This is a genomic window from Nocardia sputi (assembly GCF_023501985.1).
The window spans coordinates 73,130-87,577 of the sequence record NZ_JAMFLC010000022.1 but is presented as its reverse complement, the minus strand read 5'-3'; the positions used below and the strand labels follow the sequence as shown (position 1 = coordinate 87,577).

The window sequence follows — 14,448 nt, the reverse complement described above, 5'->3', positions numbered from 1 at the left end:
GGTCAGATGGAAAGGTTGCGGATGATTCGTCGGTAGAAGGAGTTCGGTGGATGCGCCCTCGCGGCTCGGTCGTCTCGGCATTCGCGGGTGTGGCGGTGCTGGCGTTGCTGGCGGGATGCTCCTCCGGCGGCGGTCCCGATCTGCCGACCAGGGAACCGGCCACCGCCGCGGACGCGCCCGCGGTGACGACACCGCCGGCCGGGCGGGTTCTGCCCGCGGGCCCGATCACCGCGCTGGAAGCCGATCCCTCCAGCGGGCTGCTGGTGGGCCTGGACGGCGCCGTTCTCACCGTCATCGACCCTGACGCCGCCCCGCCCGTGGTCCGCACGGTGCGGCTGCCGGAACGTGCCGGCGGTCTCGCGCCGGGCAGACCGGGTGAGATGCTGGCGGCCGCGCCGGGCCGGGTGCTGCGGGTGGATCTGACCTCGGGCGCGGTCGGTGAGGTGGCCGTCGACGGCGACGTGCGGTCGGTACGCGCCCGCCGGGACGGCGGGTTGCTCGTCGGCACCGCCGACGGCCGGGTACTGGAGCTTGCCCCCGGCGGCGAGGTGACCCACACCGTGTCCGGGCTCGTCTCCGCCGACGCACTCGCCGAAGCCGACGGCAAGCTCACCGTGCTCGACCGGCGTCAGACCGCGATCTTCGAGTTCGACCCGGCCCAGCAGCGCCCCGGATTGGCGCTGCGGGCCGGTGACGGGGCCACGCAGCTGATCGGCGACACACGCGGCCGGTTCGTGGTCACCGATACCGCCGGGGGCGAACTGCTGGTCTACACCGCCGGACCGCTCGTGTTGCGCCAGCGTTTCCCGGTAGGATCTTCGCCTTACGCACTTGCCTACGATCAGCGGTCCGACACCGTGTGGGTGACGTGCACGCAGCGCAACGAGGTCGTCGGATTCGACCTGTCGACTGGTATACCGAAGGAAGTGGGCCGCTACGCCACCGTCCGGCAACCGAACTCGGTGGCCATCGAGCAACGCACCGGCGATCTGTTCGTAGGGTCCGCGACCGGCGAGGGTCTGCAACGGATCGGTGCGGACGATCGGAAGAGAGGGCACTGATGGCTCGGACATCACGCGCGGGCGACGATTCCGCGGCATCTGCTGATCCGACAGCTCATCGGGGGCGCGGGCGCGCGCTGCCCGCGGGCTGGGAAACCACGAGCGACGACTACGAGTACGTGCCGCTGCGGCTGCCGCCGGATGTCACGCGGGTGACCGCGTCCATGCGGCTGGCGATCCAGGCCGAGTTCGGTGGCTGGGAACTCTCCCGCGTGCGGGCCTACACCGACGGCAGCAGGCGGGTGCTGCTGCGGCGGCGAAAATCCGCACTACTACCCCAGCCCGAACCCGGAATGTGAGCCGATGTACGCCCTGCTACTCCGACTGATGTTCCTGGTCGCGCCGGAACGCATCCACCACCTCGTGTTCGCGGTCATGCGGTTCGCCGCCTGGTTACCGCCCCTGCGCTGGGCGATGAGTCAGATCCTGCGCACCCGCGATCCGATCCTGCGCACCGAGGCCTTCGGGGTCGAGTTCCCCGCGCCGCTGGGCCTGGCCGCCGGTTTCGACAAGAACGCCGACGGCGTCGATGCCTGGGCGCCGTTGGGGTTCGGTTTCGCCGAGATCGGCACCGTCACCGCGCAGGCGCAACCGGGCAATCCGGCGCCGCGGCTGTTCCGGCTTCCCGCCGATCGGGCGCTGATCAACCGGATGGGTTTCAACAACCACGGCGCCGCCGCGGCCGCCGAACGTCTGCGCAGGCGGCGTGGCGGGGTGCCGATCGGCGCGAACATCGGCAAGACGAAGATCGTCGAGCCGGATGCCGCGGCCGCGGACTACGCCGCCGGCGCGGCGCTGCTGGGGCCGCTGGCCGATTTCATCGTCGTCAACGTCAGCTCCCCCAACACCCCCGGCCTGCGGGATCTGCAGGCGGTCGAATCGCTGCGCCCGCTGCTGCGGGCGGTGCTGGACAGCGTGCGGGTGCCGGTGCTGGTGAAGATCGCACCGGATCTGTCCGACGAGGACATCGACGAGGTCGCCGATCTGGCCGTCGAACTCGGCCTGGCAGGCATCGTGGCCACCAACACCACCATCCGCCGCGACGGCCTGCGCACCCCGGTCGGTGAGGTCGAGGCCATGGGGGCGGGCGGCCTGTCCGGTCCGCCGGTCGCCGACCGTTCGCTCGAAGTGCTGCGGCGGCTGTACCGGCGCGTCGGCGATCGTCTGGTGCTGATCTCGGTCGGCGGTATCGAAACAGTCGACCAGGCGTGGGAACGCATCCTCGCCGGTGCGACGCTGTTGCAGGGCTACACCGGTTTCATCTACGGCGGTCCGTTCTGGATGCGCAGGATCCATCGCGGCCTGGCGCAGCGGTTGCGCGCCGAGGGGTACGGCAGCATCGGCGAGGCAGTCGGCGCGGAGCACAAAGCGCACGCCTGACCCGCGCGATGACGTTCAGCCGTGCACGAACGGTGTTTCCGGGCTGTGCGATCGCCGGTCGCGGGTATCGTGCCCCGGCGGCGCCGGATCCTCCTTCGCTGCCAATTGCCGGCCCAGCCGCGCCGCCATGCGCTTGGCGAGCAGGATCACCGCGTGGTCGCGCAAGATGCCCAGTTGGTCGGCGTAGACGTCGACGCGGGCTTGTGCCATGCGGTCGTGCACGAGGTGCGGGTCGCTGAGCAGTTCGTCCAGGTGCATGCCGGCCAGCGCCTGACTGCGGGTGAGCCGTCGGTCCGGCAGCCAGCTCAGCCGCCAGTCGTCGGTGGCGTCGGTGTCGCGGCAGGCCGATTCCGGGGTCAGGTCACTGGTCATCGTCCACTCGGTGGTGTGGATGGTCATCGCGGTCTCCGGTGCGACAGGTGGAGTGAGGCAGGCTCCAGGGCGCTTCGAGTTCGATGATCACGAATGCCTCCGGTCGTGCATCTGTTGGTGCGGCGCGGTGGATGTGCCGCACCTGCCGTGTGCTGTGTCGGTGGGCGCGGGCAGCCCGTGTCCGGGCCGAGTGGCCCGCGGCCGGCCCAAGCCGTCGAGCGCGTCGCTCGGCAGCGGTGCGGTCCGGTGATGTACGGGTGTGTCGGCGAGATGGGTCGGCGGTGAGTTCGCCGCAGCTGTGCGGTCCACGCCTGCGGCGTGGTGCGGTGCGGCCGATGAGGGACGTTGCCGGGGCCGACGTCGCCCGTGACAGGTGAATACCGGGCGTCGGCGACGTCTGGAACGAATCCGTCCTCGTCGGAGGCGTGGTCGGCGGGGAAACGCCGTGAAGAGCACGCAGGCCGGTCGTTGTCCGGTGCTCGGTGCCGCGAGCGTAGCTCACGGGCCGTTCAGTCCATCACCGACTTCGGCGCCGGGTCGATCTCCGGTGCGGCGGGGCGGTGCCGCCGTCGCCGTCGGAGCCGCTTGATCTGAAGTAGCATTCTCGTCACCAGCCCTCCCGATGCGCCTGGTGGAGCGATGGGAATCGCCACAACCATTGTGGCATTTGCCGTTCCCCGAGTGCAATTGCCGTTATAATTTGGTAATTGACATTTCGCCTGCTGGATAAACCCGATTTGCGCGGCGTAGGCGCGTACACGCGTCGGTCTCGCGCCGATCGAGGAGGTGGCATCGCCGTGGTCGCGCCCGATCCGGGAATGGTTGCCATTCGCGATATCCTCACCCGGCTGTGCACGCGCTCGGGTCTGAGCTCGGATCGGTTGCGCAGCACCGAGATCGACGTGCTGCCGCTACTGGATCTGCTGGCCGTGCGCCAGTTCGCGCGACGGGCGGGCGTCCCGCGGGAAGAGGCGGTGCTGCCGGTGGTACGTGAGCTGGCGCGACGATTGTCGCCCAGTGATCGTTTCATCACCGACGCGGAATTGTCGCTGGGGCTGTTGCGCGAAAATCCGCCCCCGGATGTGGATCCCGCCCGGCTCTACGCCCATGATCTGGGCGAGCGCCGCGAATACCTCACCGAAAAATGGTCGGTTCTGCACGAAACGTCCGGGGCGCAACCGATTCCCCGCACGCTGACGGTGCGGTCCCTGCGCGGGACTCCCGCGCGTCGCGCGTTCGCCGAACTGGCCGTGCGGTTGGCCACGGCCTCGGTATTCGCCGGAGCACATGCCGTGGACGCTGATTCCTCATCGAAAGGTTCTTCTCCGCAACGGAATTCGTCAGATCGCCGCGGCATGGTGACCGTGATCGGCGACGCGGTCATCGACCACATGTACGTGGTCGACGAGATCCCCGGTCCCGGTGCCGCCGCGCGCGGCAGTTATCAGGAGCATCCCGGTGGCAAGGGACTCACCCGCGCCGTCGCGGCCGCCCGGCTCGGCCTGCGGGTGCGGCTGATCTCGGTGGTGGGCGACGACGGCGCAGGCGACCGCATCCTGGAGTATCTGCGCAGCGAAGGTGTCGACACCGAACTGGTGAAAGTGGTGCCCCATGCGCCGACACCGGTCACGGCCGTGATCGTCGCGAGTACAGGTGTGGCCAGCCGAGTCGGCTGCAAAGACGAGCGAATCCGGTTGAGCGCCCCGGATTTACGCGGCCACGCCATCGCATCGGCGATCGCGGGTTCCGAGGCGCTGCTGCTGACCTTCGAGCAACCCGCCGGGGTGCTCGAGCTGATCTTGGCCCAGCTGCGCAAGCTCCCGGCCCGCCCGCTGGTGGTCGCGCATCCGGCCCCGCGCCTGGATCGCCCGCAATACCTGTATCGGCATCTCGGCGTGGTGGACTACCTCGTCGGCGGCGACAAGGACCTGGAGGCGCTGGCGATGGTCGCCGACGGCGCGACCGCATGCGGTGCACAGACCGCGACGCGGTTGCGGGCGCTCGGCGTGGGCACGGTGTGCGCGCTGCGAGATTTCCGGTGCGCGGTGTGGTCGGATGAGGTCGACGACCGATTCCAGCCCTATCCGACCGCGCTCGAGCGCTCTGTCGGCGCACATGCCGCCTTCTGCGCCGCTCTGGTCTACCGTCTGCTCACATCGCGGCGCCCTGCCGCACGCGAGGACTACCTCTGGGCGACCGCCGCCATGGTGGCGACCCAATCGGTGGGCGACGTTCCCGGAGCCATGCCGCTACCCAGTGAGATCGACAGGATTTCCCGGCTGGCCGTACACGAGCCTTGACCGGCCTGGCGACGCCGGGCACCGGTTCGTCGTAAGGGCAGTGATCCGGCAGTCCTCAGTGCGGCGACGAGCCCGATCATTGCCTGAAGGATTGTTGAAGTTCGGCCCACCCGGATTGCCGCGTCTGGCTACGATGAGTGAGCCGCGCCACACGTGGCGCACCGACTCGTGAGAGACTGACGGAGTATTCACCGCATCACGTCAAGGTTTCGAGTCTCGGATCGGACATCGGCGCACACCGGCGTCCGGTTCACCCCCAGCGATATCGGGAACAGGGATATGACGACAACAGAAATCGGATACGCGCACCAATCGGGCAAGACGGTGTACACCGTGCCCGCCGCATTCCAGGAGACCGCGCGGCTGCGCCCGGAGCAGATCGCCTTGCGCAAGGTCGGCGGCACGCAGGAATACACCTGGCGCGAGTACGCCGAACGGGTGCGCTCGATCGCCGCGGGCCTGGCCGGTCTCGGCATCGGCCACGGCGACACCGTCGGCATCATGCTGACCAACCGCCCCGAATTCAACCTCGTCGACACCGCCGCACTGCACCTGGGCGCCACCCCGTTCTCGATCTACAACACCAGCTCCCCCGACCAGATCACCCACCTGTTCACCAACGCGGGCAACAAAGTCGTCGTGACCGAACAGGTCTTCCTCGACCGCATCACCGCCTCCGGTGTGCCGATCGAGCACATCATCATGGTCGACGGTCCCGCCGAGGGCGCCATCACCCTGGAGCAGGTCGAGGCCGCCCCCGCCGCCGACTTCGATTTCGACGCCGCATGGCAGGCCGTCGGCGCCGACGATCTGGCCACCCTGATCTACACCTCCGGCACTACGGGGCCGTCCAAGGGTGTGGAGATCACCCACCGCAACGTGCTCGCCCAGATCATCGCCCTGGTCAACGGTCCACTACAGGTCGGCCTGGACGACCGCGCAGTCTCCTACCTGCCCGCCGCCCACGTCGCCGACCGGATCTCCGCCCACGCGATCAACCTGCTCACCGGCATCCAGATCACCACCGTGCCCGACCCGCGCGAAGTCGCCGCGGCGCTGCCCGACGCGCGCCCGACCGCCTTCTTCGGCGTGCCCCGCGTGTGGCAGAAGATCAAGGCCGGTGTGGAGGGCAAGCTCGCCGAAGAGTCGAGCCCGGTCAAGAAAGCGCTGGCCAACTGGGCGATCGCCACCGGAGTCGCCGCCGCGCGCGCCGATCTGGCAGGCAAGGGTCGCGGTCCTCTGCTGAGCGCGCAGCACAAGATCGCCGAGACGCTGGTGTTGTCCAAGTTGCGCCACGCACTCGGCTTGGATCAGCTGACCGTCGCCTCCTCAGGCGCCGCCCCGATCCCGCCGGAGACGTTGGAATACTTCTTGGGTCTCGGCTTCACTGTGAGCGAGGTGTGGGGCATGTCGGAGACCACCGGCGTGGGCACCTTCACCGAGCTGGACAAGCCCCGCCCCGGCTCGGTGGGGCGCCCGGTCGACGGCATGGAACTGCGGCTGGACGCCGACGGCGAGGTGCTGGTGCGCGGACCGATCGTCACCCGCGGCTACCGCAACATGCCCGACAAGACCGCCGAGGCCATCGACGCCGACGGCTGGCTGCACACCGGTGATGTCGGCACTCTCGACGCGGACGGTTACCTGCGGATCGTGGACCGCAAAAAGGAATTGATCATCAACGAGGCGGGCAAGAACATCGCCCCCAGCAACATCGAGAACGCGGTGAAGGCCGCTTCCTCGCTGATCGGCCAGGCCGTCGCGATCGGCGACGCCAAGCCCTACATCGCCGCGCTGATCGTGCTCGACCCCGACGTCGCCGCGATCCGCGCCAAGGAACTCGACGCCACCGGCGAGGACATCGCCGCCCTGGCCACCCGCCCCCAGATCGTCGACGAGGTGCTGGCGGCAGTGCAGGCGGGCAACGCCAAACTGTCGCGGGTCGAGCAGATCAAGCGGTTCACCATCCTCGGTGCCGTGTGGGAGCCCGGCGGTGAGGAGCTGACTCCGAAGATGTCGCTCAAGCGCGCTCCCATCGCGGCCGAGTACCAGGCCGAGATCGAGGCGCTGTACGCCAAGGAACCCTCCGATCGGGTGATCAACGTCAAGTAGGCGGCGCGCCGAAAGCATTGTGGCCCTGAGCATTACGCTCAGGGCCACAGCCGCTCTCACGGTTCCAGATACAGCCGCTCACAGGGCAAGCGCGGATACCCGTCGGTGTCGTCGGCCGACACCTCGACCGCCTCGTGCCAGTGCCGGGCACGCCACTCCTGCACGAACAAGCACGCGGCGGTGACGCACGCGACGAAGTCCATCCGGGCACCGTGCCAGAACACCGACAGGTGGACATCCGGCTCGCAAGGCCTCGGAGATTCCCGCCGCTCATCACGGTTCACGACTGTCGCTCCCTACACTGTTGTAGCGCGCCAGCAAACAAGTATCGCATGTGCCGAACCCGCAGTGCACCAACATGATCCAGGACCCCTTCTCACCCCCGCGCATACACGCGGCCCGTCCTCCGGCGAGCGGCGCGCTCGGCTGCACAGCCACGAATCGCGGCGACCACAACACTCCCGGAAGGCCGGAAACCACTGCGCGGGCACACGACCCACGCACGGAACCCGGTCCCCCGAGCGGCAGGACTCGGCAACGCCACCGTGCCACCCGCCCGCACCACCGAGACGTCGAGCCGGAACAGTTCCGCGAACAACGTCATGTCCTCCGGCAAATCGGGCTGTGTCAGAAATGTCCACCGTTGCGACCGGGGATGCGATATCGGTATTCGACTCCGATTCGTTCGAACAGGGCGTGTCCCGCGGCTACCTGTTGATGGGCAAACTGATGTCACTGGTTCCGGCCGTGCGGATGATCGCCCAGTACCACCGCTACGCGTTCTGAATGGTCTATCCAGCACCGGGTTCCGACGCGACAACGGATAGGGCGCAATCGGCGGGAGACATAGGTGTTCGCGTTCGGGGCGCCGGGGTGCGGGGCCGGTGGCAGAGCCACACACCATCGCAGACCGGCGGCTCGCGATCGTGTCCGCATCTGGCCGAGTGCGGGCGGAGTCTCAGCTGATCGCGTCGATCAGCAGTTTGGCCGCCACCGCCGCCCCGTCCGCGCGGATCATGCCGGCCACCGCGCTCGCGCGCGCTCGGGTGGTGGACGCCAAGGCGATGTCTAAAGCGGCGGACAACGACGCTGTGCTGGGGTCAGCGTCTTCGCATGCCGCGCCGATGCCGAGATCGGCTACTCGGCGCGCCCAGTACGGCTGGTCCATCATCTGGGGTACCACCACTTGAGGCGCGCCCGCCCGTGCGGCGGCCGTCGTCGTGCCGGCGCCGCCGTGGTGGATGACGGCGGCGACCCGAGCGAACAGCGCCTGATGGTCGACCTCGCCGACGGCCATGCAATCGGGCAGGTCATCGGTCAAAGCCAACTCGGCCCAGCCACGAGAAAGGAGCACACGGCGGCTGTGGGCGCGGATCGCTTCGATCGCCGCCCGGGCGATGCCGGCGCGCATCGGCATACTGCCGAACCCGACGTACACCGGTGGTGTGCCCGCGTCCAAGAACGCCGACAACTCGGGGGGCAATGCGCGTTCGTCGGGCACGATCCAGGCACCGGTCTGCACAACGTTCAGATCCGGCGATGGCGACCATGGACCCAGGACCGGGTCCGCGGCCAGCCATGGGCTCTCGGTGATGACGTGGTCGCGTACCGCGGTTACCGGCGGTAGCCCGAGCGCCGCCCGGCCGGTGTTGAGCGGGTAACCGAACTGCGCGTTCCAACCGTGGGTGTCGATTTCCCACAGCAGCTGGTTGCCGATGGCGGCCGGTGCGGGTCGATCGCCCGGCAGCGGCATCGGCGGGTGATGTGGCGAGGGCAGGGTGGTCGGCTGGTAGCTGACGTACTGGTAGTGGATGCCCAGCTTCTCGGCGACGGACCGGGCCGCGATCTGTGTCACGCCGGATGCGACGACCACGTCGCATCCGGCGGCCGCTGGAAGGATCGTGTCGAACTGAATTGCGGGCCAATCGGTCACGTACTGCGACAGTTCGACCCGCGACAGCCTCCCGCCTCCCGAACCGGCCTTCAGCGGCCCCAGCGGCACCAGCGACAACCCGAGCTCAGCGCAACGCGGCGCGATGTCCGGCGGCGCGCACACACGCGCTTGGGCGCCGAGCTCCCGCAACCACAGCGCGAGCCCCAACAGCGGCTCGACGTCCCCACGCGACCCGCTGGCCACCAATAACGCCCGCACGTGTCACCGACGATCCGCAGCCGGATCCGCAGTGAGCCATTCAGTCAGAACGAGGTCATCGATGCCGCCCATGCCAACCATCATCGAGCCGAAGCGCCATGCCGCGACCCCCGAATCGTTCCCACCCTTGAAAATCACCTGTGTGTGACGTCGAACCCCTAGCCCAACTGCTCTACGGCGAAGCCGGTGAGCAGTACGGCGAAGCCTCCGATCTCGCCGATGATCAGGGCGACGAGGACGAAACGCATCGAGGGCGGTGGGTTGCGCATCTGGTTGTCGGTTTCGCGCTGCAATCCCAGGCGGATGTAGTTGGAAATGGTGACTGCGAACAGCAGGACTATCGCACCGGCGGCTGTGGCGTTCACCGCGGTCGGCCAGCCGGACAGTTCGACGAACAGTGCGATCAGTCCGGTCGCGAACGAATACAGCAAAGCGGCTCGGTGGGCGATGTCGACGTAAGGATGTGCCAGACCATCCGGGGAGGTGGTCATCGCCTGCCACTTCCATACGCCGAGAATCAGTGCCCACAGAAAGATGAGCCCAGCGAAGAACAGTACCCAAGCCGTTTCCGTGCGAATGATCAAATCCGTGCCCTCATCACTCCATCGCGCACCCACTTGGGCGGCCGTCCAGCGGCAGAGTACCGCCTTCGGCCGACCGTGGCGCGACAACGACAACCACTGCTGGGCATACCCTCAGCAATCGAGTCGGCCACCATCCAGCGATGCCTGATCGGCCCATCGTGCCAATGCTCGGTAGAGCCAATACTGAGCCGCCCCGGTGGTCCTGGCGCCGGTGATCCGAGTGGTGAGCGTCCAGTAGCGGTGGATGCGAGGGTCGGTGTCGGTGGCGTCGGCGAGCAGTTGGCGCCGCAGGCGCGGGGTGTCGCGGTCGCGTCGAGCGGCTGCGTGGGCGTGGACGAATCGGTCGAGTTCGGGACCGGGGTGCGGTTCGCGGTATGTGGTGATGAGCGAGTCCACGCTCTCGCAGACTTCGGCCACCGCGGTCAGCAGGGCGCGTTTGTCGCCGATTCCGGCGGGATCTGTGCGCCAGAGCTGGTGTGAGAGTGCGGCGCTCAGGGCTGGGTCGGCGATGCCGATGGCGAGTTCGGCGTAGGCGAGGACGTGCCGAGGATCCGGGTCGGCCGGCGGGTCGGGGATGTTCATCGCGACGAACCCGTCGAACATCGCCGGCGGTAGAGGTGCGAGCAGTCGTCGCCAGAACCGCACGAGCGCGTCGTGCGCGTGGCTGCGGTCCTGCACGGCGGCAAGCATCTCCAAGCGTGCGGCGCGGTCGGCGGGGGCAGCGTTCTCGACCGCGACCAGCGAGGCCCGTCGCCAGGCCAGTGCGCCGAGTTCGGTGTCGAGCGCGGCGCGCTCGGCGGCGACCGCCTCGGCGATCGAGATCCCGCCGGTGAGAACGTCGGTGATCGCGCACAGGCTCAGACCGAGTGCGCGCAGCCGACGCACCAGCAGCACCCGATCGGCCGCGGTCACCGGATCGAACAACCGGTGACCGCCTCCGCTGCGCCGCGACTCCAGAATCCCTTCGTCGCAGTAGAAGCGCAGCGTGCGCACCGCGACGCCGGTCGATCGCGACAGCTCCCCGATACTCACCAGGCCGTCGCGGCGTGTGTTCTCCGTCACGATCGCTGGAACCTCCACCCGAGTGGAGTTCCTACCGTACCGGAACACCCACCGCGACAAGGAGCTACACCGATGACCGAGGACACCACGATGAGCGCCGAGCAGATCTGGCGGGCTGTCGCCGCCGAACGAGCCGGTCTGGCCGCGCTGCTGGCACAGCTGCCCGAAACCGGCTGGGACCACCCTTCGCTGTGCGAGGGCTGGCGGGTGCGTGAGGTCGTCGCGCACCTGGTCCTGTCGGCCCGCGCCGATATCGGCTGGATTCTGGTCAATCTGATCCGCGCCCGAGGCAGCCTGGACCGAGCGATCCGCGATACCGCCATTCGCCACGCGGACCGCGTCACGACCGGCCAGTTGCTCGATGAACTGCGTGGCAGCATCGACGCGCGGGTCACGGCGCTCGGCACGACACCGGCGGACCGGCTGATGGACCTGCTGGTGCACGGCCAGGACATCGCGATCCCGCTCGGCATCGCCCGGGAGATGCCGAGCGCCGCCGCGCGAGTGGCGATGGAGCGAATCTGGACGACGGGCGCCCCTTTCCACGCGCGGAGGAAATTCGCCGGCTACCGTCTCGTCGCTACCGACGCCGACTGGGCCGCGGGCGACGGGGCGATCATCACGGGCCCGATCGCTGCCCTCCTGCTGACCGTGACCGGTCGCAGCCAAGCGTGGGACCAGCTCTCCGGAGACGGGGCGGCACGGTTCGCGGCAGATGACCGCCCGTAGGCGGCGGAACGCATTGTGGCCCCGAGCGTCCGCTCGAGGCCACATTCCGGCGAGGGTGCCCTACTTCTGCTCGTAGGTGCCGATCAGGGTGGCGCGCGCCAGCGTGTGGGAGAACAGGTTGAAGCCGAGGTAGGCGGGCGTGGCGCTCTCGTCGATACCCAGGCTGTCGACGTCGACGGCGTGCACGACGACGAAGTAGCGGTGGGGGCCGTGGCCGGGCGGCGGGGCGGCGCCGACGAAGCCGTGGAAGCCGCCGTCGTTGCGCAGGGTGATCGAGCCGGTCGGCATGGCGCCGCCTTCCTCACCGCTGCCCGCGCCCGCGGGCAGGGAGGTCACGCTCGCGGGGATGTCGGCGACGGCCCAGTGCCAGAAACCGGAGGCGGTGGGTGCGTCGGGGTCGTACACCGTCACCGCGAAGCTCTTGGTCTCCGCCGGGAAGCCCGACCAGGACAGCTGCGGGGAGATGTCCTTGCCTCCCGCGCCGAAGATGCCGCTGACCTGATCGTTGCCCAACGGCTGCCCGTCGGTGACGTCGGTGGAGGTGAGGGTGAACGACGGCACCTGGGGAAGCGCGTCGTAGGGGTTGTAGGTCATGGAACCTCTTTTCGAGTCGGGTTCAGCTGTGCAGTAGGAAGTGTTCCAGCACGCGAGTGCCGAATTCGAGAGCCTCCACCGGCACCCGCTCATCGACGCCGTGGAACAGGGCGGTGAAGTCCAGCTCCGGCGGCAACTGCAGCGGCGCGAAACCGAAGCAGCGAATACCCAAGCGGGCGAACGCTTTCGCGTCCGTGCCGCCGGAGAGCATGTAGGGCACGGTGCGGCCCCGCGGATCATGGGCCAGCACGGCGTTGTTCATCGCGTCGACCAGATCGCCGTCGAAGGTCGTCTCATAGGAATCGAGCTTGGTGATCCACTCGCGTTCGACGTCGGGGCCGATCAACTCGTCGACCTCACGTTCGAACGCCGCCTGCCGCCCGGGCACCACGCGGCAGTCGACCACCGCCTCGGCGGTCTGCGGGATCACGTTGGCCTTGTAGCCGGCTTGCAGCATGGTCGGATTCGCCGTGTCACGCAGTGTGGCGCCGATGATCCGGGAAATGGTGCCCAACTTCGCCAGCTGTCCCTCGATGTCGGGGCTGGTCGGATCGAACTGCAGGCCCGTCTCCTCGGCGACGGCGGCGAGGAAGGCGGCCACCGAATCCGACAGCACCACCGGGAAGGTGTGTTTGCCCAGCCGGGCCACCGCGTCGGCGAGGATGGTGACGGCGTTGTCCTCGTGCAGGAACGAGCCGTGGCCCGCGCGGGCCTTGGCGCGCAACCGCATCCAGCCCAGCCCCTTCTCCGCGGTCTCCACCAGGTAGAGCCTGCGTTCGGTGCCGTCGGGCCGCGGCACGGTCAGCGAGAACCCGCCGACCTCCCCCACCGCCTCGGTGACGCCGTCGAACAGGTCGGGGCGGTTGTCCACCAGCCACTGCGAACCCCATTTGCCGCCGTTCTCCTCATCGGCGAGGAAGGCGAAGACCAGATCCCGCGGCGGCACCGTGCCCTCGAGCTTGAACTGGCGGGCCACCGCCAGCGTCATCCCGACCATGTCCTTCATGTCGATCGCGCCGCGACCCCACACGTAGCCGTCGCGCACCGCGCCGGAGAACGGATGCACGCTCCAGTCCGCGGCCTCGGCGGGCACCACATCCAGATGCCCGTGGATCATCAGGGCGCCGCGCCCCGGGTCCGCGCCTTCCAGCCGCGCGAAGACATTGCCGCGACCTTCCGCTCCGGACTCGACGTACTCGGTGACATATCCGGCCTGGTGCAGTTGGTCGGCCACCCACTGCGCACATTCGCGCTCTCCCTTGGTGGTGGCCAGGTCACCGGTATTGGAGGTGTCGAAGCGGATCAGCGTGCTGACCAGCTCCACCACTTCCGACACCGCGCGCGAGCTTCTGTTCGGGTCGATTCCTTCGCCAGTTGCGGACACGTCCCCCTTCCTACCACCCGCGCGGTGGCGCAAACGTGTGACCGGGGTATCGCGACGTGGCGCCGCTACCCGCACGGTGGGCGATCACGCGCGACAGGGTTGCGGTCAGGGTGATCGCAACCGCGCGTTCACACCGTGCCGGGGCGGTCCACCTCGTGCGGGAACACCACCCGCACGAACGCCCAGAATCGGAACACCAAGCCCAGCGCCGTGCCGATCAGCTGGGCGGCGACGAAGTCGGCCATGTTCTGGGTGAAGCGGGAGACCTCGGGCACCTCCAGATGCAGCACATACCGCGACACCCACAGCGGTGCGGTGTTGATCGCGACGGCCAGGAAACTGACCAGATAGAACAGCGCGGCTTCGTGATGCCCGCGCCGCCCGCCGCGCGCATCGAAGGACCACTGCTTGTTGAGCACGTACGACAGCGTGATCGCCGCCAGCACCGCGACCACCTTCGCCGTGACCGGGTGCGACTCGAGCACAGTGCTCTTCAATGTCAGGAAGACCGCGGTGTCCAGCGTGAACGCCGCGAGGCCGACGGAGGCGAAACGAAATAGTTCTCGACGCCGTGCCTCGCCCCCCAGCACGGACGTCACCCGAGCGAAAACGGGGCGTTCGGAAAACAGCACAGGTAAAGTCTCCGGCACATGTCCCGACCCCACAACAAGATCGGCGGATTCACCGCACCGCATGTTCCGCGGGTGCACGGTCGGTG

Annotated in this window: 15 protein-coding genes; 7 read left to right on the top strand and 8 right to left on the bottom strand. The window is 68.5% G+C overall.

Annotation, left to right across the window (positions count from 1 at the left end; all coding sequences use genetic code 11):
- The first annotated feature begins 50 nt into the window (after nt 1-50).
- Genes M8859_RS27105 through M8859_RS27095 form a run of 3 tightly spaced genes read left to right on the top strand, consistent with a single transcriptional unit; the run spans nt 51 to nt 2,441 of the window.
- Nucleotides 51-1,061: a YncE family protein gene (locus M8859_RS27105; protein ID WP_195071051.1), complete on the top strand. Its 1,011-nt coding sequence runs from the start codon at nt 51-53 to the stop codon at nt 1,059-1,061.
- A complete protein-coding gene (locus M8859_RS27100) occupies nt 1,061-1,360 on the top strand; it encodes a DUF5703 family protein (RefSeq protein WP_223516131.1) in 300 nt (99 codons plus the stop codon). Before M8859_RS27105 ends, M8859_RS27100 begins: the two co-directional genes overlap by 1 nt.
- Before the next feature lie 4 nt (nt 1,361-1,364).
- Nucleotides 1,365-2,441: a quinone-dependent dihydroorotate dehydrogenase gene (locus M8859_RS27095; RefSeq protein ID WP_195071052.1), complete on the top strand. Its 1,077-nt coding sequence runs from the start codon at nt 1,365-1,367 to the stop codon at nt 2,439-2,441.
- Between the two features lie 15 nt (nt 2,442-2,456).
- On the opposite strand, the gene M8859_RS27090 is transcribed toward M8859_RS27095, so the two are convergent.
- Nucleotides 2,457-2,840: a hypothetical protein gene (locus M8859_RS27090; RefSeq protein WP_195071053.1), complete on the bottom strand. Its 384-nt coding sequence runs from the start codon at nt 2,838-2,840 to the stop codon at nt 2,457-2,459.
- Between the two features lie 680 nt (nt 2,841-3,520).
- On the opposite strand from M8859_RS27090, the gene M8859_RS27085 reads away from it, so the two are divergent.
- On the top strand, nt 3,521-5,113 hold the full coding sequence (locus tag M8859_RS27085) for a PfkB family carbohydrate kinase (protein ID WP_249645000.1): 1,593 nt from the start codon (nt 3,521-3,523) through the stop codon (nt 5,111-5,113).
- Between the two features lie 279 nt (nt 5,114-5,392).
- Entirely contained in the window at nt 5,393-7,225 is a 1,833-nt protein-coding gene (locus M8859_RS27080) for an AMP-dependent synthetase/ligase (RefSeq protein WP_159928610.1), read from the top strand.
- 56 nt (nt 7,226-7,281) lie between these two features.
- Here the strand turns inward: M8859_RS27080 and M8859_RS27075 are convergent, their stop codons facing one another.
- A complete protein-coding gene (locus tag M8859_RS27075; protein WP_159928608.1) occupies nt 7,282-7,428 on the bottom strand; it encodes a hypothetical protein in 147 nt (48 codons plus the stop codon).
- 430 nt (nt 7,429-7,858) lie between these two features.
- Between M8859_RS27075 and M8859_RS27070 the strand changes: the two genes are divergently transcribed.
- Nucleotides 7,859-8,011, top strand: a complete 153-nt coding sequence (locus M8859_RS27070; protein WP_159928606.1) for a hypothetical protein — start codon at nt 7,859-7,861, stop codon at nt 8,009-8,011.
- A gap of 172 nt (nt 8,012-8,183) precedes the next feature.
- On the opposite strand, the gene M8859_RS27065 is transcribed toward M8859_RS27070, so the two are convergent.
- The 3 genes from M8859_RS27065 to M8859_RS27055 form a co-directional block, all read right to left on the bottom strand.
- Complete coding sequence (locus tag M8859_RS27065; RefSeq protein WP_195140205.1) at nt 8,184-9,377, bottom strand: glycosyltransferase; 1,194 nt, start codon at nt 9,375-9,377, stop codon at nt 8,184-8,186.
- A gap of 158 nt (nt 9,378-9,535) precedes the next feature.
- Nucleotides 9,536-9,955: a hypothetical protein gene (locus M8859_RS27060; RefSeq protein WP_201295337.1), complete on the bottom strand. Its 420-nt coding sequence runs from the start codon at nt 9,953-9,955 to the stop codon at nt 9,536-9,538.
- Between the two features lie 117 nt (nt 9,956-10,072).
- On the bottom strand, nt 10,073-11,023 hold the full coding sequence (locus M8859_RS27055) for a MerR family transcriptional regulator (RefSeq protein ID WP_159928602.1): 951 nt from the start codon (nt 11,021-11,023) through the stop codon (nt 10,073-10,075).
- A 72-nt stretch (nt 11,024-11,095) separates the two neighbouring features.
- On the opposite strand from M8859_RS27055, the gene M8859_RS27050 reads away from it, so the two are divergent.
- Nucleotides 11,096-11,752 (top strand): maleylpyruvate isomerase family mycothiol-dependent enzyme, encoded by a 657-nt coding sequence (locus M8859_RS27050; RefSeq protein ID WP_195071055.1) that lies wholly within the window; start codon nt 11,096-11,098, stop codon nt 11,750-11,752.
- A 60-nt stretch (nt 11,753-11,812) separates the two neighbouring features.
- Here the strand turns inward: M8859_RS27050 and M8859_RS27045 are convergent, their stop codons facing one another.
- From M8859_RS27045 to M8859_RS27035, 3 genes are all read right to left on the bottom strand, one after another.
- Nucleotides 11,813-12,346 (bottom strand): YbhB/YbcL family Raf kinase inhibitor-like protein, encoded by a 534-nt coding sequence (locus tag M8859_RS27045; protein ID WP_195071056.1) that lies wholly within the window; start codon nt 12,344-12,346, stop codon nt 11,813-11,815.
- A gap of 22 nt (nt 12,347-12,368) precedes the next feature.
- Nucleotides 12,369-13,730 carry a M20/M25/M40 family metallo-hydrolase gene (locus M8859_RS27040; RefSeq protein WP_195071057.1) on the bottom strand — a complete coding sequence of 454 codons (1,362 nt, stop codon included), beginning with the start codon at nt 13,728-13,730 and terminating at the stop codon, nt 12,369-12,371.
- A gap of 128 nt (nt 13,731-13,858) precedes the next feature.
- Nucleotides 13,859-14,362, bottom strand: coding sequence for a GtrA family protein (locus M8859_RS27035; protein WP_249644999.1), 504 nt, complete (start codon nt 14,360-14,362; stop codon nt 13,859-13,861).
- Nucleotides 14,363-14,448: the final 86 nt, after the last annotated feature.

Bases quoted from the DNA above. Each gene is read 5' to 3' on its own strand.
- M8859_RS27080 (WP_159928610.1), top strand. From the start codon at position 5,393: ATGACGACAACAGAAATCGGATACGCGCACCAATCGGGCAAGACGGTG.
- M8859_RS27090 (WP_195071053.1), bottom strand. From the start codon at position 2,840: ATGACCATCCACACCACCGAGTGGACGATGACCAGTGACCTGACCCCG.
- M8859_RS27095 (WP_195071052.1), top strand. From the start codon at position 1,365: ATGTACGCCCTGCTACTCCGACTGATGTTCCTGGTCGCGCCGGAACGC.
- M8859_RS27075 (WP_159928608.1), bottom strand. From the start codon at position 7,428: ATGGACTTCGTCGCGTGCGTCACCGCCGCGTGCTTGTTCGTGCAGGAG.
- M8859_RS27045 (WP_195071056.1), bottom strand. From the start codon at position 12,346: ATGACCTACAACCCCTACGACGCGCTTCCCCAGGTGCCGTCGTTCACC.
- M8859_RS27100 (WP_223516131.1), top strand. From the start codon at position 1,061: ATGGCTCGGACATCACGCGCGGGCGACGATTCCGCGGCATCTGCTGAT.
- M8859_RS27070 (WP_159928606.1), top strand. From the start codon at position 7,859: ATGTCCACCGTTGCGACCGGGGATGCGATATCGGTATTCGACTCCGAT.
- M8859_RS27105 (WP_195071051.1), top strand. From the start codon at position 51: ATGCGCCCTCGCGGCTCGGTCGTCTCGGCATTCGCGGGTGTGGCGGTG.
- M8859_RS27050 (WP_195071055.1), top strand. From the start codon at position 11,096: ATGACCGAGGACACCACGATGAGCGCCGAGCAGATCTGGCGGGCTGTC.